Origin of the sequence: Chloroflexus sp. (assembly GCF_034431535.1) — a bacterium.
Classification (GTDB): Bacteria; Chloroflexota; Chloroflexia; order Chloroflexales; family Chloroflexaceae; genus Chloroflexus.
The window spans coordinates 16,682-42,135 of the sequence record NZ_DAOUDC010000052.1; the positions used below are offsets into that span (position 1 = coordinate 16,682).

The 25,454-nt window shown below is 60.9% G+C and carries 23 protein-coding genes; 19 read left to right on the plus strand and 4 right to left on the minus strand.

Going from position 1 to position 25,454, the window contains the following annotated elements:
* Window positions 1-81 precede the first annotated feature (81 nt).
* From U9R61_RS12675 to U9R61_RS12685, 3 genes are all read left to right on the plus strand, one after another.
* Window positions 82-1,776 (plus strand): fatty acid CoA ligase family protein, encoded by a 1,695-nt coding sequence (locus U9R61_RS12675; RefSeq protein WP_322489183.1) that lies wholly within the window; start codon window positions 82-84, stop codon window positions 1,774-1,776.
* A 160-nt stretch (window positions 1,777-1,936) separates the two neighbouring features.
* Window positions 1,937-2,926 carry an NAD-dependent epimerase/dehydratase family protein gene (locus U9R61_RS12680; protein WP_322489184.1) on the plus strand — a complete coding sequence of 330 codons (990 nt, stop codon included), beginning with the start codon at window positions 1,937-1,939 and terminating at the stop codon, window positions 2,924-2,926.
* Window positions 2,927-3,029: 103 nt separating this feature from the next.
* Entirely contained in the window at window positions 3,030-4,049 is a 1,020-nt protein-coding gene (locus U9R61_RS12685) for a 3-oxoacyl-ACP synthase III (protein WP_322489185.1), read from the plus strand.
* Window positions 4,050-4,081: 32 nt separating this feature from the next.
* Here U9R61_RS12685 and U9R61_RS12690 read toward each other — a convergent pair whose 3' ends face one another.
* On the minus strand, window positions 4,082-5,590 hold the full coding sequence (locus U9R61_RS12690; RefSeq protein WP_322489186.1) for an ATP-binding protein: 1,509 nt from the start codon (window positions 5,588-5,590) through the stop codon (window positions 4,082-4,084).
* Window positions 5,591-5,657: 67 nt separating this feature from the next.
* Window positions 5,658-6,338 (minus strand): response regulator transcription factor, encoded by a 681-nt coding sequence (locus U9R61_RS12695; RefSeq protein ID WP_322489187.1) that lies wholly within the window; start codon window positions 6,336-6,338, stop codon window positions 5,658-5,660.
* Window positions 6,339-6,588: 250 nt separating this feature from the next.
* Here U9R61_RS12695 and U9R61_RS12700 point away from each other — a divergent pair, with 250 nt between their 5' ends.
* The 11 genes from U9R61_RS12700 (at window position 6,589) to U9R61_RS12750 (ending at window position 15,186) form a co-directional block, all read left to right on the plus strand.
* Window positions 6,589-7,059: a heme-binding domain-containing protein gene (locus tag U9R61_RS12700; RefSeq protein WP_322489188.1), complete on the plus strand. Its 471-nt coding sequence runs from the start codon at window positions 6,589-6,591 to the stop codon at window positions 7,057-7,059.
* A gap of 40 nt (window positions 7,060-7,099) precedes the next feature.
* Window positions 7,100-7,978, plus strand: a complete 879-nt coding sequence (locus U9R61_RS12705) for a PepSY domain-containing protein (RefSeq protein WP_322489189.1) — start codon at window positions 7,100-7,102, stop codon at window positions 7,976-7,978.
* Between the two features lie 103 nt (window positions 7,979-8,081).
* Window positions 8,082-8,498 (plus strand): hypothetical protein, encoded by a 417-nt coding sequence (locus U9R61_RS12710; RefSeq protein ID WP_322489190.1) that lies wholly within the window; start codon window positions 8,082-8,084, stop codon window positions 8,496-8,498.
* A gap of 14 nt (window positions 8,499-8,512) precedes the next feature.
* The gene (locus tag U9R61_RS12715; RefSeq protein ID WP_322489191.1) at window positions 8,513-9,454 is read left to right on the plus strand and encodes an FAD:protein FMN transferase; all 942 of its coding nucleotides are present in this window, start codon (window positions 8,513-8,515) and stop codon (window positions 9,452-9,454) included.
* Between the two features lie 13 nt (window positions 9,455-9,467).
* Window positions 9,468-10,346 carry a hypothetical protein gene (locus U9R61_RS12720; RefSeq protein ID WP_322489192.1) on the plus strand — a complete coding sequence of 293 codons (879 nt, stop codon included), beginning with the start codon at window positions 9,468-9,470 and terminating at the stop codon, window positions 10,344-10,346.
* A gap of 172 nt (window positions 10,347-10,518) precedes the next feature.
* Window positions 10,519-11,700 (plus strand): MBL fold metallo-hydrolase, encoded by a 1,182-nt coding sequence (locus U9R61_RS12725; RefSeq protein WP_322489193.1) that lies wholly within the window; start codon window positions 10,519-10,521, stop codon window positions 11,698-11,700.
* A gap of 128 nt (window positions 11,701-11,828) precedes the next feature.
* On the plus strand, window positions 11,829-12,440 hold the full coding sequence (locus U9R61_RS12730) for a biotin transporter BioY (protein ID WP_322489194.1): 612 nt from the start codon (window positions 11,829-11,831) through the stop codon (window positions 12,438-12,440).
* A 718-nt stretch (window positions 12,441-13,158) separates the two neighbouring features.
* Window positions 13,159-13,356 carry a HAMP domain-containing sensor histidine kinase gene (locus tag U9R61_RS12735; RefSeq protein ID WP_322489195.1) on the plus strand — a complete coding sequence of 66 codons (198 nt, stop codon included), beginning with the start codon at window positions 13,159-13,161 and terminating at the stop codon, window positions 13,354-13,356.
* On the plus strand, window positions 13,353-14,051 hold the full coding sequence (locus U9R61_RS12740) for a response regulator transcription factor (RefSeq protein ID WP_322489196.1): 699 nt from the start codon (window positions 13,353-13,355) through the stop codon (window positions 14,049-14,051). Before U9R61_RS12735 ends, U9R61_RS12740 begins: the two co-directional genes overlap by 4 nt.
* Before the next feature lie 383 nt (window positions 14,052-14,434).
* On the plus strand, window positions 14,435-14,629 hold the full coding sequence (locus U9R61_RS12745; protein WP_322489197.1) for a hypothetical protein: 195 nt from the start codon (window positions 14,435-14,437) through the stop codon (window positions 14,627-14,629).
* A gap of 140 nt (window positions 14,630-14,769) precedes the next feature.
* Complete coding sequence (locus U9R61_RS12750) at window positions 14,770-15,186, plus strand: hypothetical protein (RefSeq protein WP_322489198.1); 417 nt, start codon at window positions 14,770-14,772, stop codon at window positions 15,184-15,186.
* Window positions 15,187-15,324: 138 nt separating this feature from the next.
* On the opposite strand, the gene U9R61_RS12755 is transcribed toward U9R61_RS12750, so the two are convergent.
* Window positions 15,325-16,176, minus strand: coding sequence for an NAD(P)-dependent oxidoreductase (locus U9R61_RS12755; protein ID WP_322489199.1), 852 nt, complete (start codon window positions 16,174-16,176; stop codon window positions 15,325-15,327).
* Window positions 16,173-17,528, minus strand: a complete 1,356-nt coding sequence (locus U9R61_RS12760) for an NAD(P)H-dependent oxidoreductase (RefSeq protein WP_322489200.1) — start codon at window positions 17,526-17,528, stop codon at window positions 16,173-16,175. Before U9R61_RS12760 ends, U9R61_RS12755 begins: the two co-directional genes overlap by 4 nt.
* 150 nt (window positions 17,529-17,678) lie before the next feature.
* Between U9R61_RS12760 and U9R61_RS12765 the strand changes: the two genes are divergently transcribed.
* The 5 genes from U9R61_RS12765 (at window position 17,679) to U9R61_RS12785 (ending at window position 25,391) form a co-directional block, all read left to right on the plus strand.
* Entirely contained in the window at window positions 17,679-18,890 is a 1,212-nt protein-coding gene (locus U9R61_RS12765; protein WP_322489201.1) for a hypothetical protein, read from the plus strand.
* The gene (locus U9R61_RS12770; protein WP_322489202.1) at window positions 18,862-19,782 is read left to right on the plus strand and encodes a DUF58 domain-containing protein; all 921 of its coding nucleotides are present in this window, start codon (window positions 18,862-18,864) and stop codon (window positions 19,780-19,782) included. Before U9R61_RS12765 ends, U9R61_RS12770 begins: the two co-directional genes overlap by 29 nt.
* A 174-nt stretch (window positions 19,783-19,956) precedes the next feature.
* Window positions 19,957-21,804, plus strand: coding sequence for a VWA domain-containing protein (locus U9R61_RS12775; RefSeq protein ID WP_322489203.1), 1,848 nt, complete (start codon window positions 19,957-19,959; stop codon window positions 21,802-21,804).
* Window positions 21,801-24,329 carry a VWA domain-containing protein gene (locus U9R61_RS12780; RefSeq protein WP_322489204.1) on the plus strand — a complete coding sequence of 843 codons (2,529 nt, stop codon included), beginning with the start codon at window positions 21,801-21,803 and terminating at the stop codon, window positions 24,327-24,329. Before U9R61_RS12775 ends, U9R61_RS12780 begins: the two co-directional genes overlap by 4 nt.
* Window positions 24,330-24,344: 15 nt before the next feature.
* Window positions 24,345-25,391, plus strand: coding sequence for a serine hydrolase domain-containing protein (locus U9R61_RS12785; protein ID WP_322489205.1), 1,047 nt, complete (start codon window positions 24,345-24,347; stop codon window positions 25,389-25,391).
* Window positions 25,392-25,454 lie beyond the last annotated feature (63 nt).

The following is a 25,454-nucleotide window of genomic DNA, read 5'->3' on the forward strand; positions in this document are numbered from 1 at the left end:
GGCCTGCATTCAGCGCGAAAGCGACGCTAGGTTGGCTGGCATGCTCGCATCCATCGAGCAGTTTGTTAGCAAGGAGCACCCATGGCTTACTCTCGCGCGCTTGATCTGAAGCGGGCGCGCACCACCCCAGACGGCGCGAATATCGCCCGCTATCTGCCGTGGATGGCGCAGCAGGTTCCCGATCAGACGGCGGTGATTACCGGTGTTGGGCACGATCGGGCCGGCAAGGTCATCTATCGCCGGCAGAGCTTTGCTGGCTTGCACGCGGCTAGCGATCGCTTGGCGTGGGGATTGACTGCCTATGGCATCCGTCGGGGGATGCGGGTCTTACTGATGGTACCGGCGGGTGGGCCGTTGATCAGCCTGACCTTTGCCTTGCTCAAGGCGGGGTGTGTGCCAATCTTGATCGATCCGGCGATGGGTCGGCGCAATTTGGCCCAGTGCATTGCCGAAGCGGCTCCAGAAGCCCTTATCGGCGCGCCGCGTGCGCATCTGCTCCGGCTCATCTTCCCCCGCGCCTGCGCGACGATCACGCGGACTGTGTCGGTTGGCCCGGCCCTGCCCGGCGCGGCGGCGTTACGCGAACTCGAAGTCGCAATCAAGACGCCGTTTGCGCTGGCTGAGGTTGCCGCCACTGATCCAGCAGCGATCGTCTTTACTAGCGGCAGCACCGGCACGCCGAAAGGAGTGCTCTACACCCATGGCATGTTCGAGGCACAGATCAACACCTTGCGCGAGCTATTTGGCCTCGAACCGGGTGAAATCGAGATGCCGGCCTTCCCGCTCTTTGCTCTCTTTAATGTCGCCCTCGGCATCACCTCGGCTATCCCGCCGATCGATCCCACTTGCCCTGCCCAATGCGATCCGGCGGCAGTGGTTGAATATATTCAGGATGTGGGGGTGACTTCGACCTTCGGTTCGCCGGCGATTTGGGAAAAAGTGACTGCGTATTGCCTTGAGCATGATATGCGTTTGCCATCGCTGCGGCGCGTCTTGATGGCCGGCGCGCCGGTGCCGGCCCATCTCCACGAACGGTTGCAGCGCATTCTGACCCCGCCTGCCGATAGCTTTACCCCGTATGGCGCCACCGAAGCCTTGCCAGTCACGTCGATCAGCGGGCGCGAGGTGCTGGCGGCCCGCGCCGAGCAGCCGTCGCCACTGGCCGGCACCTGTGTCGGCTGGCCGGCCCCCGGCGTAGAAGTGGCGATTATTCCGATCAGCGATCAGCCGATCCGGTCGTGGCAAGAAACCCAGTCTCTCCCGGCAGGCGTGATCGGCGAGATTTGCGTGAGCGGGCTGGCAGTGACCCGCGAATATGTGGGCCGGCCCCAAGCAACGGCTCTAGCTAAGATTGCCGATGGCGATCGCGTCTGGCACCGTATGGGTGATCTCGGCTATCTTGATGAGCACGGGCGGCTTTGGTTTTATGGCCGCAAGAGCCAGCGCGTGATCACGGCCCGCGGCCCGCTCTTTACCGAGCCGGTTGAGCTACTCTTTAACCAGCACCCCGCCGTCTTCCGTTCGGCGCTGGTTGGGGTGGGTCCAGACGGCGCGCAACTGCCGGTCGTAATTGTCGAACTGCGCCGCGATACCCGGATTGCGCCGGCGCAACTGGTAGCCGAATTGCGCCAACTGGCCGCCACTACCGAGATGACAGCGGTGATTCAAGATTTCCTGATCTACCCCTCGTTTCCAGTTGATATTCGCCACAATGCCAAAATCTTTCGCGAGCAACTGGCGGTTTGGGCGGCCAAGCAGTTGCACGCGCCGGGGTGAAGTATGACGCTTAGGTCTGTTGTCATTGCGAGGGGGCGTAGCCTCCGAAGCAATCTCCGGCGTAAGCGAAAGGAATGTCGGTTTGAGAACGACTGCCAAGAAATAGTGAGACGGCACATAACCTATTACGGACAAGCGACAATCTCTTTGGTGTGGCGCAATGATCGCTCTTGTCACCGGCGGCAACGGCTTTGTTGGCCGCTATCTGGTTGAACAACTCTTAGCCCGCGGCGACCACGTGCGTGTGGTTGGGCGAGGCGAATATCCTGAATTGCGAGCGCTCGGTGTTGAGACATTTCGCGCCGATCTGGCTACACCCGAATCGGCGCCGGTGTTGGCCCGCGCAATGCGTGGTGTGACAACCGTCTTTCACGTCGCGGCTAAAGCCGGTTTGTGGGGCCGTTACGACGACTTCTACCAAGCCAATGTCAGCGCGACCCAGCGCGTGGTGAAGGCGGCGATCCGGGCCGGTGTGCCCAAACTGGTCTATACCTCGACGCCGTCAGTCGCGATTGGCATGGAGGACATCCACGGCGCTGATGAGCAGACGCCATACCCCTCGCGTTACCTTGCGCCTTACCCGCAGACCAAGGCGATTGCCGAGCGTTATGTGCTGGCGCAGACCGAGATTGCTCCCGTGGCGCTGCGCCCGCATCTGATCTGGGGGCCGCGCGACCCGCATATCTTGCCCCGTCTGCTGCGCCGCGCGCGCCGCCGCGCTCTGTTTCAAATTGGCGACGGCGCGAATCTGGTCGATGTCAGTTATGTCGAAAATGTCGCCGAAGCACATCTGCTTGCAGCTTCGGCCCTCGGCGAGCGATCGCCGGTGCGCGGCAAGGCCTACTTTATCGGCCAAGAGCGCCCGGTCAATCTCTGGCAGTTTATTGGCGAGATTCTTACCCATGCCGGCTGCCCACCGGTACGTGGTCGCATCCCGGCCCGCACCGCCTACCGACTGGCAACCGTGCTTGAGTTTCTCTACTCTACGCTGCGCCTGCCCGGCGAACCGCCGCTGACCCGGTTGATGGTACACGAGCTGAGCCATTCGCACTGGTTTAGCCATACCGCGGCGGAACACGATTTCGGCTATACGCCACGGATTAGCATCGAAGAGGGGTTGCGGCGCACGTTTGCTCAGCAGACAGCATAGCAGCATTGTGGCGTGCGGCAGTTTCACCGTCGCAAGGGTGTCCTCTATGGCGTGCGGCAGTTTCACTGCTGCAAGGGATAGCAGATACAATACGGAGGCTTGGGTGCTCTTTCGCCATGTCATGATCGAAGCGGTCAGCTACGTACTGGCCCCCCACCGCATTACGTCCGATTGGATCGAAGATCAGATCGCCGAAACGATGGAACGGCTCCGCTTCCCGCGCGGCAAGCTTGAGGCGCTATCGGGTATTCGCGAGCGCCGGTTTTGGGATGAGGAAACCCTGCCCAGCACCGTGGCGACAATGGCCGCCGAGCAGCTCTTGAGCCGGGTCAACATTGATCGCGAGCGGATTGGTCTGTTGATCAACACCTCGGTGTGTCAAGACTATCTCGAACCTTCAACGGCTTGCTTTGTTCACCGCAACCTCGGTCTTTCACCGCGCGCAATCAATTTCGATGTGCGGAATGCATGCCTTGGTTTCTTGAACGGGATGGCAATTGCCGGGATGATGATCGATGCCGGTACGATTGATTATGCGCTGATTGTCGATGGTGAGGGTTCGCAAGATGCGGTGATGGCGACCATCCGCCGCTTGCGTCGGCCAGAAACCACCAAGCAAGATTTGCGCGACAATTTCGCGACCCTCACCTTGGGGTCGGGCGGCGCCGCGATGTTGCTCACCCACGAGTGCCTCTCGCGCAGCGGCCATCGCTTGAACGGTGTGGTTACACTGGCGGCGACCCAATACAATCACCTCTGCCTCGGTCAGCCCGATTATATGAAGACCGATGCCACTACATTAATGCATGCCGGTGTTGAGTTGGCCGTGGCGACGTGGCAATTAGCTCAAGAGACGTTACCCAACTGGAGTGATCGCCAGATCGCGCTCTATGCACCCCATCAGGTCGGTGCGCGCCATATGGCCGCGGTAACCAAAGCGTTAGGGATTACGCCGGCCAAGCTCTTTCTTAACTTTCCGACCCTTGGCAACATCGGGCCGGCTGCCTTGCCGATCTCGTTGGCTCAAGCCGTCGAAGCCGGGCGTGTGCGTGCCGGTGATCATATCGGCCTGCTGGGAATTGGGTCGGGTCTCAACTGTGCGATGATGAGTGTGACGTGGTAACCCGGCGATGGAGCGAGCACGGTTGCGCCTCGCTACGCGGCTGGGATGGTGAACCACACCAGTGTTCCTTGGTTAACCTCACTCTCGATCCCTATCGTGCCGCCATGGGCCTCAACTAAGCCTTTGGCAATCGAGAGCCCAAGACCGGCATTATTGGTGTTATTCGATCGATTGCGTGCCTGATCAACGCGATAAAACCGCTCGAAGAGATACGGGAGATGCTGAGTCGGGATGCCGCAGCCGGTATCTCGCACACCGATCCTTACTTGTTTACCAACCGGTTCGGCGGTGATCGTAATCGTTCCGCCGGTCGGAGTATAGCGCAGCGCGTTGTCGATTAGGATCAGCAGAATCTGACGCAACCGATTGGGATCGCCTAACACCGTACCTTCGGCTCGCGCTAACGTAACGTTGATGCCCTGCTCTTCACCGAGCCGACTAACGTGACGATGGAGATCGGCCAGAAAATCGTTAAGTGCTATCGGTTGGCGTTGTAAAGTCAACGCCCCGCTGTCGAGCCGCGAGAGTGTCAGCAGATCATCGACCAGCCGGCGCATGTGATCGCTTTCGGTCAGCACGTCGGTCAAAAGTTCACGCTGATCCTCATCTTCAGCATTCCGCAATGCCACTTCGGTGCTGGCCCGGATGAGCGTCAACGGCGCCCGCAATTCATGGCTGGCGCTCGAGATGAAGCGCAATTGGCGCACCCATGCCTCCTCCGCCGGACGTAGTGCTCGTCCGGCGAGCAACCAGCTTGCAATCCCGATCAGTATCGCGCCGAAGATACCAAAACTAACTAATCCCGTCATCAACTGATAGAGCACCTGATTTTGATCACTGATCACCCGACCTAATTGCAGCGCTGCCGGTCCGTCAGGCCGAGTAAGCCGGTAGGTTAATAACCGTACCTGCTCCCCGTTGATCGTCGTAATTGTGCGTAAGTCTGAACCGTTCCGTAGAGCAGCCGCTAGCGCTTCTTGATGCGCAGTCATTGGTAATGCTGCTGGGTTGGGATTAAACAGAATGCGGCCTTGGGCGTCGAGTGGCAGCACGAAGATCGCGGCTAGTTCGGCGTCATAAGCTGCCGACAGTAACGTGGTTGTCGGCGGATTTAGGTGCTCGCCTTTGATCTCAATCTCAAGAATTTTGCCGCTATACGCATCGATGATGATTTCGCTGTTATCGGTCAGCTTGACTTCGTACTCGTTGGCTGCATCCTTCAACTTTACACTCTTGATCTTGCCACCGCGCACGGCAAGTGCGATCCGCCCGGCCTCTTCTGGGGTTAGCCGCCGGGTTCGATTCGTCCCTCCTTCCGCTCGTAAGACTGACCAATCCATGTCGGCTGTTGCCAATTCTGGTGGCAGTGGCGCATTGAGCGAATGAAACTCATGCACCATTTTGTGCTGTAAAGCAAGATCGGTAATCTGCTCGAAGTAGCGGTTCACAATTGTATAGGCACCACCACCGACTAAAACAATAATTACAACAGCGGCAAGTGTATAGAGAAAAGTAAATTGCCAACGCAGTGGTTTGAGCACATTCTGCCTCCAATCGGCACCTGGCTTCACGCTTGAGGCCGATTGGATCACGCTCTTCATCAGTAGTTTAAGCACGTTCTGCCTCCAATCGATACCCAATTCCGCGTATTGTTAGAATTGGATCGGTTTCACCCGGCGCATTCAATTTGCGCCGTAAGTATGAAATATACACATCAACCATTTGCGGTTGTACATCATGTTCAAACGACCAGACATAATCAAGGATTTGCTGACGAGTGAGAGTTTGCCCGGCGTTTCGCATCAGATATTCGAGCAGCCGCCATTCGGTTGGTGTCAGCTCGAGTCGGCGTTCGCCACGACGGGCCGTGTAGTTACGCAAATCGAGAACGATAGCGCCGATCCGTAGCTCGTTATTGCCAAGACTCGGGTTAAAGCGCCGTCCTAATGCGCGCACACGCGCCAGCAGCTCTTCAAATGCAAATGGTTTAACTAAATAATCGTCGGCTCCACTTTCAAACCCCAATACTTTATCCTCGAGCTGTCCGCGTGCGGTAAGTAAGAGGAGCGCCGTTGGTAGCCGTGCTGCTCGTGCTGCTCGGCATAGCGATGGTCCATCGCGCCCCGGTAGCATCCAGTCGATCACGGCGACGTCATACACGCCCTGCAATAGCATATCAAGTCCGCTCTCACCGTCGTGGACGACATCGACGGTATAGCGTTCTTCGCGTAAGACGCGCTCGATCAGTCGTGCCAGCCGTTTGTCGTCTTCCACTATCAAAATGCGCACTGTTCACTCCTGAGGATGATAAGAAACTGACAACGTTGCAGCACTCGCAACATTTTCAGCCAAGCTTGGGATTTGTGCACTCATATTCTAGTGAGTGATACCCGTACACGTGTGGTCAGCCGCTTTCTTGTACTTATACTCTCCCAACCTTGGAAAAAGATTGGAATATCCGCATTTCATTTTAAGACTCTTTTGAGCAAGCACCACTATGGTTATAGGCGGAACCTGAACAATGCAACGGAGATGACCTATGTTGAAGCGACTATTCCGGCCTCGCAATGTAGCAATTGCCATCGTGATCTTCTTTGTCGCTATCCAAGCCGTACCAGTGTGGGCATGGCAAACCAATCCACCGGTAGTGACAGATGTGGCGTGGACGACACCCGAAGCAGCAAGCATCGCCCGCCGCGCGTGCTACGACTGTCATAGCAACGAAACGGTCTGGCCGTGGTACAGCAAGGTCGCGCCGGTGTCGTGGCTGGTGACGTATGACGTGATCAAAGGACGTAACGAGCTGAACTTCTCGCTGCCGCTGCGCGAACCGGCTGAATTAGCCCAAGAGATTGCCGAGGTCGTACTTGAGGGTGAAATGCCGCCCCGTCAGTATCTACTAGCCCATCCTGAGGCAAAACTGAACCCACAAGAGGTGCAGGCACTGATTGCCGGTACACCCGGCTATGCAGGCAACTTACTTACTACCGGCGAGCATGACGACGATTAAACCGAGTTCTGTCACACGTTGTTAAAGGAGGAATTAACGTATGAATCGGACCCTATTTCTCATTTCGGTGGCCCTAACTGCGTTCGTATTAGTGGTAATCGGTGGTGTCGTTAATCAACTGAGTGTCACCACACCAACTGAATCGTTACCGACCGAGATCGTGATTGAGTCAACTCCCATAACCGTACCGGCCTTGGATCCAACTGCCGAAGCGTTGATCCGTGAGCGCGAAGCAGCATATCAATCTGCTCTCGCCGAAGCCAATCAACGCTTAGCGGAAGCAAACCGACGTCTTGAGGCTGCTCAGCAGGAACTTTCGTCACAGGCTGCCGCAGCTTCAGATCCAGTAGCAGCGGCTCCCGCCCCGGCAGCAGCACCTCCGGCTCCGGCAGTACCTCCGGCTCCAGTAGCAGCGGCTCCCGCCCCGGCAGCAGCACCTCCGGCTCCGACCTACGCAGTCTCGCTTGAGCAAGCCCAAGCCATTGCCGTCGCCAATGCCGGTGGTGCCACCTTGATGCGCGCCCCTGAGTTAGTCAGCTTACAAGGTACGCCGGCCTATGAGGTCGTCTTTGATCGTGGCGCCATCTACATCGATGCGCAAACCGGTGCGATTTTAGCCAACACTATCGTTGAAGTTGCACAAGCTGCTAATCCGATCGGTGAAGACCAAGCTATTGCAGCGGCAACTGCCTACCTTGGCGGCGGTACCGTAGCAAAGGTGAAGCGTGAATATGAGCATGGCGTCGATGTCTATGAAGTCAAATTCACCGATGGTAGCGAAGTCTATGTTGATGCCTATAACGGTCAGGTCGTCTATGCTAAAGTCAAACATGATGGCGATGGCGACAAGGACGAAGACAAGGATAAGGATAAGGACAAGGACAAGGATAAGGATAAGGATAAGGACGATGACGACTAGTCGCTGTTTGACAATCCGGGTGGTGGACTACCCAATGCTAGTCCACCCACTGCCCGTGTAGTGACCCCAACGTTCATTGCAATCCACAAGAGGAGGATATACCATGCAACAACAGCGTAAATCTGCTCGCGCCGATGTCACCGGTCTCAAGTGGTTTATCAGCTCAGCGGCACTGGCCGCTACTATCGGTGGCTGGGGTTGGCTGACGACACAAAACCCACCCCTGATGGATGTAGCTGCAACAACACCGAATATCGTGGTTGAGGAGCCGTTGGTAGAACGTCAGCCTCTTCCGAATTGGCTGGTGCAGGCACCTGGTATCCCGGTGTTGCCAACGGTGGCGCCGTTGAACATCCCTGAACGACCGGCGGCAGCACCTGCTCCGGCAGCAGCACCTGCTCCGGCAGCGGCACCTGCTCCGGCAGCGGCACCTGCTCCGGCTCCGGCCCTGCGCGAAGTCTCAGTACCGGCACCGGCACCCCGTCCCGCTCCGGCGGCTCGTACCCGTTCGTCACGGTAAGTGGAGGAAGCATCATGCAGCGGCTACAGTTTCGCGCGATGGGTTCAACGATCACTATCGTAATCGACAGTGATGATCCGATAGCACGCTCGGCTCTCAATGTCGCTCGACGAACCTTTCTGCGCTACGAGCAGATTCTGAGCCGCTTCCGTTTGCACAGTGAACTGTCGGCGCTCAACCGACGCGCCGGTTGTGGGCCGGTTCGGGTTGGACACACGCTGTGGCGTGCCGTGCAGTATGCCTTACGGTCTGCGTCTGCTAGCGATGGTATTGTTACGCCGACAGTCGGTGCTGCACTGGTCGCTGCCGGCTACGATCGCGATTTTGCTACCCTCACCGATGGGGTCGCGCGTCGGTCAGCCCCTGCCCATCCTACTCCCGATTGGCAAGAGATTCGGCTTGATCCGCGTCGGCGTACTATCGCACTCCCCGCTGGGGTACAGCTCGATCTAGGAGGGAGTGCCAAGGGTTGGACGGCGGTCCTCGTTGCCCGCCGCTTGGGTCGCCGCTTTCCTACACTTGTCGATGCCGGTGGTGATGTTGCCATCAGTGGGCTACAGCGCAACGGTGCGCCATGGCCGATTGCAGTGGCCGATCCACGCGATCCTGATGCCGATCTCGAACTTCTGTTGCTCCGGCGTGGTGGAGTAGCTACCTCCGGCATCGATTATCGGCGCTGGCAACAAGGTGATCGATGGCAGCACCATCTGATCGATCCACGCACCGGTTCTCCTGCTGCTACCGATATCTTGGCCGCAACTGTTGTCGCGCCCAGCCTTACCATCGCCGAAATGGCGGCCAAAACTGTCGTCATCCTCGGCTCTGAGGCAGGTTTACTCTGGCTAGCGGATCGTCCTCAACTAGCTGCTCTACTAATGCGGCTTGACGGTACGATCATTCGCACACCAAATCTGGCCCGCTATTGCTGGCAACCAACGACAATCCCAACTTCATGAGGAGACATCGCTTATGAACACTGAACCACTCACTAACGACCAATCAACCTCAGCCGAAGTCGTTCAGGCGGAACCGGTGGCGCCGTCTCGCCCGTCTCGCCCGGCGCGGGCAGCAGCTCAGTCGGCACAGCCGGCAGCGCGATCACAACGCACGATGACGGCCAATCCCGATCTTGTTGATCTCCCACCAGCCATGTCGTTGCCGATGTTGCTGATCGTTTTGCTCGGTTCGATCCTCGGTGCCTTCGCCGCCGTGATCGTCGTGCCGGTATGGTCGCCGGGATTGGGTTGGTCGTTGAGCGGTGATGAGCCGAAAGCCTATTGGTATCTCTCGCGCAGTAGTGCCGTTGTTGCGTATTCCTTGCTCTGGTTATCGATGGTCTTTGGCTTACTCATGACCAACCGTATGGCACGGTTGTGGCCGGGAGGACCGGGCGCATTCGATCTCCACCAGCATGCGAGCCTGTTGGGTCTCGCTTTCGCCATTTTCCACGCTCTCATCTTGCTTGGCGACCGCTACATCAGTGCGACGTTGACAGAAGTTCTAACACCCTTCGGCTATGTCGGTTATGAACCGTTGTGGGTGGGTTTAGGCCAGCTTGCACTGTACGGCATGGCGGTGGTTGGACTGAGTTTCTACATCAAGCAGTGGATTGGTCGAACAATGTGGCGGCTGATTCACTTCCTCAGCTTCGTGATCTGGATTCTGAGCCTCTTGCATGCCATTTACAGCGGTAGCGACCTCGATATTCTCACCGGCTTGTACTGGCTGAGTGGCGGTAGTGTGCTGTTGTTGACCATCTATCGAGTGTTGGTCTCGTTCCAGCCGTCCAAACCGCGCCCGGCCCGCAATCCGGCCCCAAACGATCCAGCGCACAATCTGGCCCCCTAGCGATCAGCGGCGCTTGCGCTCAGCCCGGGCGCAGCGCCGCTGTGCCCTATCCCCTCTGAGAAACAAATCACAACTCAACTTCGTCTAACTTGTGCTTGTTTCACCAAGTTGCGGCGGGTAAACTGTTTTCACGGTTGCGCGAAGAGGCACAATCAACGCAAAGGAGTGCGCGATGACGACGCTCGAACGATTGCAAACCGGCGTTGGCGTTCTGAGTCCGGCTGAGCTGTATGCTGAGCTGTTGGCCGAACAGCCACTGTTCATTCTCGATGTGCGCAATGAGGTCGAGTTTGCGCGCAATCAGGTGCGCGGTCGCCGACCTATTCCGACCCTCAACATTCCCTACTTTGAGTTTATCGAAGACGATGAGAGCGCAATTGCCCGCGTGCCGTCCGATCGGCTGATTACGGTCATCTGCGCTAAAGAAGGTTCCTCGCAATACGTTGCCGAGCTGCTGGCCGAACGCGGCATCAATGCGCGGTACCTGATCGGCGGCTTCCGCGCATGGCTCGATTTTCATGCCATTCACGAAGTGGTGAACGCCAGTTGGGGGCAGATCGTGCAGATCGCGCGCCCAGCGCGCGGTGATCTAAGCTACGTGATCATCAGCGCCGGCGAAGCGGCAGTCATCGATCCCGGACTCCAAATCCATCTCTACCAAGAGGCGGCAGCAGCAGCGCAAGCCGACGTGACCTGCGTGCTGCTTACCCACCTCTCGGCTGGAAGGTTGTCCGGCGGAGCGCTACTCGCCAATACGCGCCATACCTTGCTCTACCTGCATCCGTATGATGCGTTGCATCCGCGCACCCTGCTGCCGGCCCATCTTGACTACATGCCGTTGCTTGGCAGTGAGCGGCTGCCGGTCGGCCATTTGCTGATCGAAGCGCACTGGTTCCCCGGCCATACCCCCGGCCATCTCGTGTACCGCGTGATCTCGCCGACTGGCGATCGGTTCCTGTTGACCGGCGATGCCCTGTTGTTGGCCGGTTGCGGACGCACCGATCTGGGTGGTCATCCGGCAGCGTGGACAGATCTCCTCTTCCGTAGTCTGCATACCACGTTGCCAGAACTGGTCACCGATGAGACCCTGATCATGCCCTCTTCGAGTATGGGTTTGGCCGAAGCACGCGCTGATGGCATCGTCGCTGCGCCGTTTGCGAGCCTCCGTGCGACGCATCTGGGGGTGAAGGCCAGCAGTCCTGCCGAGTTGCTGCCGCTGGTTCAAGGTGCATCAACCGATTTGCCCGCCGCAATTGACGCCATGTTGTATGCGAATCTCGGTTTGCGGCAGCTCAACGACGAAGAGATTCATGAATTGGAAACCGATCCGTTGCATTGCGTGTTGGCGCGGTGAACGGAGGTTTGTTACCATTCATCCACCATCATGCCGGGGTAGTTGTGCCAATGCCTGTTTCACAATTGCCCCAGATCGGCTATACTCTATGTCACTGAGTGGACTGGCTTTGATGTGGCGGAGGTGTCATGAATCGGACATTGACCACGACCGAGACGCTGGCGCAGGCGATCTTGCCGCGCCGGGGATGGCTGGCCTATCCGTTGGTGGCCGACACGTTGTTAGTGGTGTTGGGCAGTCTGTTTGTGGCGCTTAGCGCGCAAATCCGCATTTCGCTGATGCCCTTCTCGCCGGTGCCGATTACCGGGCAGACGTTGGGGGTGTTGTTAGTTGGCAGCCTCCTCGGCCCGCGCTTGGGCTTGGCGGCATTGCTGCTCTACTTGCTCGAAGGCGCGATTGGGTTGCCCTTCTTCGCTGGCGGTGCAGCCGGCTATACCCACCTGTTCGGCGCAACCGGCGGCTATCTGATTTCGTTCCCGATCGCGGCGGCTTTGACCGGCTGGCTGGCCGCGCGGGGTTGGGATCGTCGCTTCCTGACGACCGTTGCTTCGATGGCGCTGGCGACGTTGGTAATTTATCTGATCGGCGCGACGTGGCTGGCGTTCTATATCGGCCCGGTGAATGCAATCGTCAAAGGTGTCTTGCCCTTCTTGCTCGGTGATGCGATCAAGATCGCGCTGGCTGCGGTGGCCCTGCCGGGCGGTTGGCAATTCCTCAAGTGGCTGTGGGAGCGTCGGTAAGATACGGATGCGCACGGATGGGAGAGGATGTCTATCTATCTGACCCGTGGACATCCGCCCCATCCGTTTTAATTCGTGTCCTCTTCTCCAGGGCCTACGGATACTGACGGATGTGCATGGATGGGAGGGGATGTCTATACCCGTGGACATCCGCCCCATCCGTTTTAATCCGTGTCCTCTTCACCAGGGCCTACGGATACTGACGGATGTGCATGGATGGGAGGGGATGTCTATACCCGTGGACATCCGCCCCATCCGTTTTAATTCGTGTCCCTTTCCCCAGTGCCCACGGATGCGATGGATGCACACGGATGGGGGAAGCTGTCTATGTCGTTCCTGAAGTGGAATGAACCACCATTCCTTCTGTGCGTATCGCCAGGTCCGGTGCGGTCATCGGCGACGGATCACCCCCTACCGTATCGCCGCTCTCCGTACCCTATCGCGTGCTCCCACACCGGAGGATAGCCTTCGTCATCGCCCATACCGCCCACATATCCGCCCAATGGGCGGATTGCTACGATCGGGATAGACATACCAGACGTCCTCTGTGTGCTGAGGAGGACAATGCATGCTCCCCATACGTATCACCGTTCCCGGGTGTGACTGACAGATCCCGGCAGGGATCGGGTGTATCAGGGATGGATTCCTTTTGACATCTCCCGATCGTATCGGGTATAGTCAGAGATGATATAACTTCACAGGAAGGAGCATTTGATGGGTGTATCTCGAACGCGACCGGCGCAGCCACCGCAGCGGCAGCGGACTCGGGTTGGCAATCTGTCACGGTATCGTCACTGCCCACGGCGGCAAAATCTGGGTTGACGACCGGCCGGGGGGCGGGAGCGTGTTCCGGATCGTGTTACCGCTGGTGAGCAACGAACCGCCAGCGTGGCCGGGTGAGGACAGGTCAGCATGAAACAGCGCATTCTAATTGTCGATGACGATCCGGGGATTGTCGCCGCAATTACGCCGGCGCTGCGGGCGCAAGGCTACGAGGTGGCCACCGCTCACGACGGCGAGACGGCGTTGGCGGCGTTCCGGCAGGTGGAGCCGCATCTGGTGCTGCTCGATCTGGTGATGCCGAGACTGGGTGGGATTGGCGTCTGCCAGCAGATTCGCCAGCAGAGCGCAACGCCGATCATCGTCGTCAGCGTCAAAGGCGCGGAAGCCGATATTGTCACCGCGCTCGACAATGGGGCCGATGATTATCTGGTCAAACCCTTCCGGCTAAGCGAATTGCTGGCCCGGATTCGGGCCGTATTGCGGCGAGGCCGCGCCCCGCAGCCGCTGATCGAATGCGCCGATTTGGTGATCGACACCACCCGGCGGATCGTCTTACGGCAAGGCCAACCGGTGAGCTTAACCCCAATCGAATACGCCGTGCTGGCCGAACTGGTAGCGCACCGCAACGGCGTAGTCACGGCGCGCCAAATTGTGCAGCGGGTGTGGGGGCCACAATACGCCGACGCAACTGATTACGTCAAAGGCGTCATCCGGCGGCTGCGGGTCAAGCTCGAACCCGATCCCGCCCACCCGCGCTACATCATCACCGAACCGCACGTCGGCTACCGGTTCAACGACGCCTCCGGCGCGGTATCGTCGCTGCCGTGACGCCGTGGGGGCATTGCGCCGCGATGTCCTATTGCGGCGCAATGCCCCTCCCTCACGGAACCGCAACCCGAACACTCCCCACGGTTTAACGCCCGCCATACTCGTTGCGAACACTAGCATGAGCCTTCATCGACGCTGCCCACCGCACCAACGCAAGACGCGCTCTCGGCGTGCGACATCACCCGATCACGTGATTGACATCAATTCTTTGCAGGAGTATGACTCGAAAAAAACACGTTCATAGCCACCGATGCCTCTCTGTTCCAACCCCAGTGAACTCAGTCTCGGCGGCGCATACAGCCTAGCAAGACCTTATTCAGCAACCTAACGACCATTCAGTCCCACTCGGCGACTGTCATCGTTTCGTGAAAGGAATACGTCCCATGCGCCTCCGAACCGCAATCATCACCTTGATCGCTACGCTCGCTCTCCTCCTCAGCGGCATGCGCGTCACCCTCCATCCGTCGCTCCCCGCTGCTGAAGCCGCGCCTGCTATCCCGGTGGAACACCTGCTCAACCCCGACGGCACTCTGCGACTTGACGGCGCCCTCAGCGGCACGATTGACGTGAGCGGCTAGCAGGTCACCCTCGACCCGCAGCGGGTTCCCATCTTCCAAACCCTTGCTGGCGACGCTGCGCAATGGACAAACCTCGGCTCATGGGAAAGCGCACTGAAAGGCTCGGTCAATGCCCTCGCGGTGCGCGGCAGTAATGTGTAGTGGGTGGCGACTTCACCAACGCTGCCGGCATCCCGCAAGCCGATTACGTGGCCGCTTACCTCGTACCACCATCGGTACAAGCCATCACTCGCAGCAACCCCAACCCTACCAGCGCTGCCAGCGTGCAGTTCCAAGTCAGTTTTGATGAGCCAGTCGTCGGAGTGACGGCGGATGACTTCGCGCTAACCGCCACCGGCACTCTGAGCGGCGCGAGCGTTACGAGCGTTAGCGGCAGCGGAGCGACGTACACTATCACCGTCGCCATCGGCGCCGGCGCCGGTACGCTGCGCCTCGATATGCCGGCTAGCGCTACGATATCTGACTTGACCGGGTTGAGCGTCAATAACTTTCCCTTCACGGCGGGCGAGAGCTGCCTTATCCCTGCGCGGATTTACGTACCACTCGTGCAGCGGTAAGCACCGGTCGTAATGGCGAATGCACGGGCCGGGAGGAGCACGCTCCCGGCCCGGTTGCTTGCCATCCCGCGCCTACCGGTGCGCACGGTTATGAACGTCGCCGCCGTGACGCCGTAGGGACATTGCGCTGCAATGTCCCTACGAGGTCGTCTTTTGCGCTAGCAACATGTGCAAGGCCGAATGGTCAAGGTCACCGTTCCCGCTGGCGACCAACGTTTCGTAACGGGTGATGGTATCGCGCAGGTGGGGCAGATCGATCCCCGCCGCCGCTGCCATCGCCGCCGCCATGCGCAGATCCTTGAGCTGCGTCGTCACTTTGCCGCCGGGGATGTAGCGCCGGGCAGCCATACGCGCGCCGTGGATCTGCAACACCTTCGAGTCGGCAAAGCCGCCGGCGAGCGCGGCGCGAAGCAGCGCCGGATCGAGACCATACGCCTCGGCCAGCGCCGTCGCTTCGGCGACCGCTTGGATCGTTAGCCCAACGATCAACTGGTTAATCACTTTGGCGGTATGGCCGGCCCCAGCCAGACCAACGTGGGTCGGGCGGCCCAACGCGCTCAAGATAGGCCATGCTCGCGCCACATCCGCCTCGGCGCCACCAACCATAATCGCCAGCGTTCCCGCCGCCGCCCCTTCCGGGCCGCCCGACACCGGCGCATCCACCCAGCCAATCCCGCGCGCCACCAACGCCGCCGCATGCGCTTGCGAACGGAGCGGATCGGAGCTGCCCATATCGATCACCAACTGGCCGGCCCGCAATAGCGGATCGAGCCGCGTAAGCAGCTCGTCAACCGCCGCCGAATCGCTCAGCATGAGGATGAGCGTCTCAGCTTGCGCGGTCTCGGCCAGCGTCGCCGCCAGCGGAATCCCGGCGGTGAGTGCGGGATCGAGCGGCGAGCGATTCCAGCCGATCACCGGCCAGCCAGCGGCCAACAAGGTGCGGGCCATTGGCCGGCCCATCAAGCCAAGACCAAGCAACGCCACTGTCATTGGGTCACCCCCGGCGCCATTGTGCGCTCCATCAACCGGCGCAAGCGCACGGTCGGATGATTCGTTTCGTAAGCGACATCATTCCAGCGCACGACGGCCCCAGCCGGAATCGGGCGCAGGGTACGGATACCGTGGGCGAGACCGATCGGCAACGCGCCGGCAGCCACCGAATCCGCCGCCGGCATCAGCTTGCCGTAGACCGTATAGCCCCCCTCGCCATCGAGCGCCTCACCCTCGGCGAGGTCACGCTTGGCCACCGCCACCACATCACCCAAAAACGCCTGCGGGCAACCGGTCGCTTCTTGGCGCAAGCCCACCCGCAACACCGAGATCGGCAACTCAAGGCCGATCAAGTGGTAGGGGCGGTAGAGCGCACTATAGACGCCGCTTGAATCGGTGACGAGACCATATTCGGCAAAACAACGCCGCACGTAGTCGTCGGGCGCGGCAAAGACCACATAGACGCCCCAGCGCAGATCGCGGAAGACCGGGCGGCCATCGCGTTCGAGCGACGAGACCACCTCGACGGTGCCGGCGTGGGTGAGTTGGCCGCCCGCCTCACGCGGGCGCAAGACGTGGGGCAAATCATCGACCCCGCACGGCGGGAAGGTAAGGCCGTGCGGCTGCGGGGGCAGATGGCAGGCATTCGCCACCGCCGCCATCTCGATCGCCGATTTGGTGCCGTCGAGGAAGGAATTGAACATTTGCGGGTTCATCCCGCCAGCCGCCGCTTGCTCGGCGCTCAACCCGTAATACTGCCAGATCGTCTCTGGCGTGCTGTGATGATAATGGGGCAGGTAGCGGGTGCCTTTACCGGCGCAAACCACCTCGAAGCCACAAACCCGCGCCCACTCCACCTGTTCGGCGATCAGGGCCGGCTGATCGCCGTAGGCCAGCGAATAGACCACCCCAGCCTCGGCGGCGCGCCGGGCGAGCAAGGGGCCCACCAGCGCATCGGCCTCGACATTCACCATCACAATGTGGCGGCGATGCTCAATTGCAAGCAAACAATGCGCCGCTCCCGCCGCCGGCGCGCCGGTCGCCTCTACAATCACATCGAGGCCATCGGCAGCGATCAAGGCCGCCGCGTCATCACCCACATATGTCGCACCTGTCTTCAGCGCATCGGCCAGCGACGCGGCTGCGTACTGTTCGACGGGCCAGCCAGCGCGCGCCAACGCCGCCCGCGCCCGATCGGGTGCCAGATCGGCCACACCCAGCACGTGCAACCCGGCCACCCGGCGGGCCTGCGCCAAAAACATCGTGCCAAACTTCCCGGCCCCGATCAAGCCCACCCGCAACGGGCGACCCTCGGCCACCCGGCGGTCCAGCAGCGCGAGCAGATCATTCATATCGCTTCTCCTCATTCATGACAGCACCGCAGGAAACAGAGACCGGTGGAAATGAACCATCTCCCCCCATCCCTACTCCCTATTCCCCACTCCCCAAAAACTCATCGGCGTGTCATATTGTACCCGATCAGATTGTGGTACACTGCCAGTATGCAACACCAACTCGCGCAACAGCTCCGCCAACTCAGCGCCCAACGCTGGCGTCAGCACGCGATCGAAACGCTGGTGCGCGCCATCAGCGCCGGCTTCATCATCGCCTGTATTGGCGCCATCTTACCTGTGTTGGGGCTCTCATCACTGCCACCGGCGCTCCTCGGCTGGATCATTGCCGGAAGCGCCGTGATTGGCGGTACGCAGGCGCTGCGTTTCCGCTTAACGCCCCAAATTGCGGCCCGGCGGCTCGATCGCCGGTTTCGGTTGCAGGAGCAATTGAGTACCGCGCTGGAATTGAACGGCGCGCCAAGCGGGGTCGCGGCCCAACTAGCGCAGCAAGCCCTAGAGAGTGCCAATCGCATTCAACATTATGTCAACCAACCCCGACGACCGCTCTGGCCGGATGCGTTCATGTTGGGCGCGTTACTGCTGGTATTGGCCGGATTGCAGACGCTAGTCAGTCCACCGATCCCGCCGGTCGGCAGCGCCGAGCCGTTGCCGGCCTTGAACCAGCCCGATCCGGTGGTCGAAGCGTCCTCGCCAGAGCCGCCACCACCCACAGGGGAGCCAACCGCTGCCAGCGGAACCGATCCGGGGGTGCTGTCGGCGCTGGCCGATGCGTTGCGCGATCAGAGCATCACCCGCCCGGCGGCTGAGGCGTTGGATCGAGGTGACATCGCTGGCGCGGCTGATGCGTTGCGCGAACTGGCCGATCAGATGGGCGAAATTTCGCCGGCAGCGCGGGAAGCCATCGCCGAAGCGTTGCGCGAAGCGGCGCGCGACATCGCCCAAGCGCGGCCCGATCTGGCCGATCAGATGCGGGCTACGGCTGACGCGCTGCAATTTGGCGATGCGCTGGCCGGCGCCGCCGGAGTTGAGGCGCTAGCCGATGCGCTTGAGCGCCAACCATCCGCGCCGGTGGCTGATGGCGGCGACGGGGCCGGTAATGCTCCCGGCAGCCAGCGCCGCGAGCAAACGTTTAGCCCACTCGGTACCGATGGTAGGCCGTTCGAGATCGAAAGTAGCGGCGACGGCCAAGTGCCGGCTGAGGGTACGAGCACTGGTCAAGCCAGCATCAACCAACCGGGTGGATTGTCGATCCGGTCGAACAGCGGTGGCAGCGCCAGCGGCCCTGTGCAAACCGCCGACGATCCGCTACGCATTCCCACGGATGTACGCGATGTGGTTCGCAACTATTTTTCGCCGTAAACCGGCCACAACCGAGCCGCCGCTGTTTGACGAAGCCTTCTTGCACCGGCTCGAACGGCTGAGTCTGCAAGCGCAGCGCACGCTGCGCGGCACGCCGATCGTGGGCCAACACCCCAGCCGCCAGCAGATGCCGGCCACCATTTTCAACGACCATCGCCCCTACGTGCATGGCGACGACCCGCGTTATCTCGATTGGCATGCCTACGCCCGCCAAGAACACCTGCTGGTGCGGTTGGGCGAGATTGAGCAAGAGGTGGCGGTGAGCGTGCTAGTTGACACGTCGCGCAGCATGGTGACAGGCGAACCGGCGCGGCTGCGGTTGGCGATCCAACTAGCCGGCGCGATTGGGTATCTGGCGCTGGCGCACGGCGATCAAGTCACGGTCGTAGCCGGCGCGCCAGCGACGTTGGTCTTTGGGCCGGCCCGCGGTAAAGCGTTGGCGGTGGAATTGTTTCGCAGCCTGCGCGCGCTAGCGCCGGGCCACCAGACCGATTTAGCGCAGGCGGCGCAGCAAGTCGCGCAGCGGCGGCCACAAGGCGGGTTGGCACTGGTGATCTCCGATCTCCTAACCTCGATGCCTATCGAAACAATTGCCCGGCATCTGCCGGCTCCACGCTGGCAAGTCATGGCGCTGCACCTGCTTAGCCCAGCCGAAGTCGCGCCCAACCTGCACGGCCCGCTCGATCTGGTCGATAGCGAGACTGGTGAACGGCTGGCGCTCGATCTCGACGACGAGACGCTGGCGTCCTACCGGGCAGCAGTGCAAGCATGGCGGGCCGCGCTGGCCCAGCGTTGCGCCGCCAGCGGAATCGCCTACGCGCCGATGATGGTGGATTGGCCGCTCGAACGGCAAATCATCCCGTTTTTGCGGATGCGCCGGTTTTTGGGGTAGGGAGGCTCTGGCTTTCTCCCTCCGGGGGAGGGAGGGATACCCTTCAGCGGGGAGCGGTGTGTGCGGTTGTCATTACTGCGGGGCTGCGCCCCTCGCAATGACAAATGGAGCGTGGAGGCGCTTGCCCCTCCCTCAGCGGGAGATGGGGGCTAACATATTGACATCAGGAACCCTATGACATTACTCGCTCCGCTAGGATTACTCACCCTACTGGCGCTGCCGGTGATCGTCATGCTGCACCTGTGGCAAGCGCGCCGGCGGCGCAGAGTCGTGCCTTCGCTCTTGATCTGGCAACAGATCCCGCCTCGTCCGGCGGCCCGCCGTCGCCAGCGGCTGCGGTGGACGTTGTTGCTGGCGCTGCACTTGTTGGCAGCATTGCTGATCGGGTTGGCTTTGGCCCAACCCCAACTCCCCTTGCCATGGCTGGGTTCAGCGCACACGACCGCGATTCTGATCGACACCTCTACCAGTATGGCACTGCGCGAAGGCGGCAATACCCGGCTCGAACGTGCGCTCCAGCGCGCCACAACTTTCATTCGGCAGATGCGCGGCGCCGATGAGATCGTGCTGATCAGCGCCGGGCCGCAAGCACGCCTGATTGACCGCGGCGGCAGCGCCGATGCGGCCCGTCTGTTCGCAGCGATAGACCAGATAACAGTCGAAGGCGCCGGCAGTGATGTCACCGGAGCGCTGACCATCGCCGAAACGTTTCTGCTCAACCAACCCGGCGCGCGGGTAATCTGGCTGACCGACGGCGCTTTACCTCAACCCGATCTCACCGCTTTACGGCTGCCGCTTCAGATTGAAATCCTTGGCACGGCCCAATCGAACCGCGCCGTCGTCACTCTCGCCGCGCGAACGGGAAACGCCGGCGCGGTGCATGTCTACGCCCGGCTGGCAAACCACGGCAATCAACCGTTCCGCGACAATGTGCGGTTGCTGGTTGACGATCGGCTCAGCCGCACTGAACCGATAAACATCCGCCCCGACGCAGCGTTAGAATTGGCATGGACATTACCCGGCCCGGTGCAACAGATCCGGTTGGAATTGAACGGCAACGACGGTTTGCCGCTCGACGATGCGGCGGTGGTGAATGTCAGCGGCCAGCGTCCGATCAACGTTGTGCTGGTTGCTGACGACGCGCCGACGTTGGTGCGGGCCTTGCAGGCGATGCCGGAAGTGCGGCTGACTACCGTTGATCCGGCGGCGTTTGTGCCTGATCCCGCCGTCGATCTCACAATCTTTGTGAACACCCAACCCCGGCGCTGGCTTGCCGGCGGTATGCTGATCATCAATCCGCCGGCTGGCGAGCTGCTCCCAAGCAACGGCTCCACTCCCGCCGGAACAACACTCACCCTCACCCCTGCCGGTGAAGCATTGTTACGCGATGTCAATCTAGGTGGGATCGCATGGGGACGAATTGCCGTGATCGAGCCGCGCGCGTGGTTAACACCGCTCGCGCTTAGTGACGGTATCCCTCTCATTCTGCGCGGAAGATTCGAGCGCAGTGAGGTAGCGGTCTGGAATTTCGATCTAGCGAACGAACCACTCACCACCCGATTAGCCTTTCCGCTGCTGGTTGCCCGCACCGTGCGCGACCTGACCCCGCCTCCCGCGCCGGTGGCAGTGACACTCGGCGCGCCGTTGGTTTACCAAGCCGATATTCGGGCAACGCAACTGGCTGTGATTGACCCCACTGGCAACAAAACGACGATCGCCTTGCAGCCGGCCATTCCGGCCACTATCGAACCAAGCCAACCCGGAGTCTACCGCGTGCAAGAATTGGCCGGCAACCAACTCTTGCGCGAAACGCAGCTCCCGGTGAATGCCGGCGCCATCGGCGAATCCGATCCAACGCCGCGCTTTGCCAGCGCCGCCATCGGCGCCGCGCCGGCCCAGACGCCGGTCACCCGCGCTGCAATACCGCAACCGCTGTGGTCGTGGCTCATCATTGCCGCGATCATCGTTTTAATTGGCGAATGGCTATACATCCAACGCCGGCCCCAAGCGGAGGCGCGATGATGTGGCAATCTCCTCACCTGTTCTGGCTCTTGTTGGCGTTGCCGGCATTAGTGTTGATCTGGCGGCGGGCAGGCCGGCGTTTGCCATGGCCGGTGGTCGGGATCAGAATACTGATTATTGCGTTGCTGATCACCGCACTGACCGATCCGATCTGGCGGCAGGCTGGTGCGCTAGCAGCCGGCCCGCTCCTTGTGCTCTACGACCAATCGGCGAGCCTCACTGCGGAGGGGCAGGCGGCCATCCGCGCCGAGGCACAAGCCATTGCCGATGCTGCCGGCCCGGCCACGCGCTTGCTAGCGTTTGGCGCGAATGTGGTGGCTGGCGGTGACCGTTCACCCGATAGCGCCGGCAGCGATCTCGCCGCCGCGTTACGGATGGCGCGCCAACTGTTGCCCGCCGGCGGCAGGGCGATTGTGATCAGCGACGGCCAGCATACTGGCGGCAATGTCTTGGCCGAAGCGCACCACGCTGCGCAGTCCGGCATCCAAATTGATGTGCGTTATGTGGCCCCGCCAGCCATTGCGGAAGTTGCCATCACCCGGCTCGACCTGCCGGCCTTACTCCGCAGCGGTGAGGTGTTTGATCTTACCATCACGACCGCCTATCGCTCTCTAAACAGCGCCGAGCCGCTGGCGGCCCGGCTACGGGTATGGGCCGACGAGCAACTGCTCGGCGAAGAACCGATCGTTATCCCACCCGATCAGTACCAGTTCACCATCACCCATACCGCTGGCGAACCGGGAATCGTGCGTCTCCGCGCTGAAGTGATCCCGGCAGGCAACGACACCTTCACCGCCAACAACACTGCCGCGGCAACGGCGCTGGTGATGCCGCCGCCAACCATCCTACTGGTTGAAGGCTATCGCGATGGCGGGGCCGTGCTCGCCGCAACCCTGCGCCAGTCTGGCATACTCGTGGAACGAGTGCCGGCAGCCGCATTGCCGGCCAACCTCGACCAGCTCGCCGCCTATGACGGCATTGTGCTGGTGGATGTGCCCGCCAGCCAGTTGTCTTTCGAGCAGATGGTTGCCTTGCGCGAAATCGTGCGCAGCGAAGGCAAGGGGTTGACAGTGCTCGGCGGCAACCAGTCGTTCACCCTCGGCGGCTACGCCGAGACACCGCTGGCCGAGGCGCTGCCGCTGGCGATGACGCCGCCGCCGCGCCCGCAACGCGCGCCGGTATCGCTCTTACTGATCATTGACCGCTCGGCCAGCATGAGCGCCGCGTTTGGCGTGAGTAAATTTGACATGGCCAAAGAAGCGGCTATCCTCGCCCTCACCGCTCTGCAACCAGACGACCGGATCGGGGTGCTGGCTTTCGACACCGATACCTTGTGGACAGTACCATTCCAAGCGGTAGGTGAAGGCGCGAACGTTGCGGCTTTGCAAACGCAAATCGCGACCATGCCGCTCGGTGGCGGCACCAATATCGAACGGTCACTGTCAGTTGGGCTGCCGGCACTGGCTGCCGAGCCGTACAGCGCGCGCCACGCCGTCTTGTTAACCGACGGGCGCAGTTACTTCAATAATTATCCGCGCTATCAGCAATTGATCGAGACGGCCCGCGCCGCGCAGATCACGCTTTCCACCATCGCGATTGGGCTTGACTCTGATACCGAGCTGCTCGAACAATTGGCACAGTGGGGCAATGGACGCTACTATTTTGTGTCCGATGCAAACGACTTGCCACGCATCACGCTGCAAGAGAGCGAAATTGCCGGCGCTGAACTCACGGTGGAACAACCGGTACCAGCCTTGCTCAAGCAACCGCATCCGTTAGTGCGCAACCTTGATCCGCGCGCGCTGCCGAACCTTGACGGCTATATCGCACTGCAACCGCGTCCTGAAGCTACCATCGTACTCGAAAGCCCGGCAGACGATCCATTGCTGGCGGTCTGGCAGTACGGCTTAGGCCGCAGCGTGGCATGGACGGCGAGCGCCGCTGCGCCGTGGGCCGCGAATTGGCCGGGATGGCCTGAATACGATCGATTCTGGAGCCAGATCGTGCGCTATACCCTGCCCACGCCCGATAGTGGGCCGTTGCAAGTGCGGGTGGAACCAACAGCAGCCGGCGCGCGGCTGATGGTTGCAGCGCAGACCGCGGGAGGGACGCCGATCGATTTGGCGCAGGCCAGCGCGCGCTTCACCCTGCCCGACGGCAGCGAACAGAGCGTCAGTTTGGCGCAGATAGCGCCGGGCACGTATGCGCGTGAGCTAGCTCTGCCCACAACCGGGCCGTACCAGATCACAGTTGCCTTATTCGCTGGCGGGCAGACGCTGCAGCGTAGTATCGGCTATGTGCTGCCGCCGCCGGCTGAATATGCGCTTACCGATCCAGCGCAGGGGGAAGCCCTCTTGCAACAGATCGCCGCCATCACCGGCGGCAGTCTGGAACCGGCGCTGGCAGAGACAACTGCGCTGCCTATGCCATCCACCGTCATCTCACTCTGGTCACTGCTGGCGGGGCTGGCCTTGGCGCTCTGGTTATTAGAAATTGCGCTGCGGCGGAATCGGTTCGCATTATGAAACGTAAGCTTTGCTATGATCCCAGCTATCGACACCATCATCACGACTGCTATTCACGAACGCATCTTCCCCGGCGCGGTCGTTTTGGTCACACAGGACGATCGCCTCATCCACGCCGCCGCCTACGGCACGACCATGTACGACGATCCCGGCACGAGGCCGGTAACGCTCGGCACCATCTACGATCTCGCCTCGCTGACCAAAGTATTCACCGCAACCGCGGTGCTGCGCTTGCACGATGCCGGAATGCTGCCGCTTGACCGGCCCGTGCAGCGCTGGCTACCGGAGCTACAAGCTGGCGGCATTACTGTGCGCCACCTGCTCAGCCATCAGAGCGGGTTGGCCGTGCAGATGGCGCCGCTGGCCCGCGCCGGCGTCCATGCGATCCGGCAAGCGGTGTATACAGCAACACCCAAACACCCACCCGGCAGCGTGACCGATTATGCCAACCTCAACACCTTCCTGCTCGGCGAGCTGGTGGCGACGATCTACGGCGGCCCGCTCGACCAAGCGATCAGCGAGCTGATCTGCGCGCCGCTGGGCATGGAAGAGACCCGTTTCCGCCCACCAGCGGAATGGCAGCCACGCATTGCCCCCACCGAGTGGGATGAAGCATGGCGCGGCGGTCTCGTCCACGGCGTCACCCACGACGAGAGCGCCTACGCGCTCGGCGGCGGCGTCGGGCACGCCGGCATGTTCGGCGTCGCCGGCGAAACGCTACGCCTTGTGCAACTCTTCTTGCGCGAAGGGGCATGGGAGGGCCAGCAGCTTTTGCGCGCAGAAACGGCGCGTGCCGCGCTAGCGCCACAAACCGAACGCGCCGGGCAACCGGTCAGCGGTTTGGGTTGGATGCTCCGGCGACCATATCTAGGGCCAGCCATCACGACCGGATTTGGTCATAGCGGGTTTACCGGCCCGATCATGGTTGGAATTCCGGACAAACAACTCGCCATTATCGTGTTGTGCAACCGCACCTACCCACGCCGAACTCCGCCGCCATACCGGAACCATGCAGTCGTGGCAGCAGTCACGCAAGCGGTCTTGCAAGCGATCGCCAGCTAGCCCTCGTGTGGAGTGCGGCAGTCAACCTGCCGCACATACCTATAGATCGCAGAATTGATATAA

Bases quoted from the DNA above. Each gene is read 5' to 3' on its own strand.
- U9R61_RS12680 (WP_322489184.1), top strand. From the start codon at position 1,937: ATGATCGCTCTTGTCACCGGCGGCAACGGCTTTGTTGGCCGCTATCTG.
- U9R61_RS12720 (WP_322489192.1), top strand. From the start codon at position 9,468: ATGAACACTGAACCACTCACTAACGACCAATCAACCTCAGCCGAAGTC.
- U9R61_RS12745 (WP_322489197.1), top strand. From the start codon at position 14,435: ATGCGCCTCCGAACCGCAATCATCACCTTGATCGCTACGCTCGCTCTC.
- U9R61_RS12760 (WP_322489200.1), bottom strand. From the start codon at position 17,528: ATGAATGATCTGCTCGCGCTGCTGGACCGCCGGGTGGCCGAGGGTCGC.
- U9R61_RS12755 (WP_322489199.1), bottom strand. From the start codon at position 16,176: ATGACAGTGGCGTTGCTTGGTCTTGGCTTGATGGGCCGGCCAATGGCC.
- U9R61_RS12765 (WP_322489201.1), top strand. From the start codon at position 17,679: ATGCAACACCAACTCGCGCAACAGCTCCGCCAACTCAGCGCCCAACGC.
- U9R61_RS12780 (WP_322489204.1), top strand. From the start codon at position 21,801: ATGATGTGGCAATCTCCTCACCTGTTCTGGCTCTTGTTGGCGTTGCCG.
- U9R61_RS12775 (WP_322489203.1), top strand. From the start codon at position 19,957: ATGACATTACTCGCTCCGCTAGGATTACTCACCCTACTGGCGCTGCCG.
- U9R61_RS12700 (WP_322489188.1), top strand. From the start codon at position 6,589: ATGTTGAAGCGACTATTCCGGCCTCGCAATGTAGCAATTGCCATCGTG.
- U9R61_RS12675 (WP_322489183.1), top strand. From the start codon at position 82: ATGGCTTACTCTCGCGCGCTTGATCTGAAGCGGGCGCGCACCACCCCA.
- U9R61_RS12710 (WP_322489190.1), top strand. From the start codon at position 8,082: ATGCAACAACAGCGTAAATCTGCTCGCGCCGATGTCACCGGTCTCAAG.
- U9R61_RS12715 (WP_322489191.1), top strand. From the start codon at position 8,513: ATGCAGCGGCTACAGTTTCGCGCGATGGGTTCAACGATCACTATCGTA.
- U9R61_RS12785 (WP_322489205.1), top strand. From the start codon at position 24,345: ATGATCCCAGCTATCGACACCATCATCACGACTGCTATTCACGAACGC.
- U9R61_RS12740 (WP_322489196.1), top strand. From the start codon at position 13,353: ATGAAACAGCGCATTCTAATTGTCGATGACGATCCGGGGATTGTCGCC.
- U9R61_RS12725 (WP_322489193.1), top strand. From the start codon at position 10,519: ATGACGACGCTCGAACGATTGCAAACCGGCGTTGGCGTTCTGAGTCCG.
- U9R61_RS12770 (WP_322489202.1), top strand. From the start codon at position 18,862: ATGTGGTTCGCAACTATTTTTCGCCGTAAACCGGCCACAACCGAGCCG.
- U9R61_RS12730 (WP_322489194.1), top strand. From the start codon at position 11,829: ATGAATCGGACATTGACCACGACCGAGACGCTGGCGCAGGCGATCTTG.
- U9R61_RS12705 (WP_322489189.1), top strand. From the start codon at position 7,100: ATGAATCGGACCCTATTTCTCATTTCGGTGGCCCTAACTGCGTTCGTA.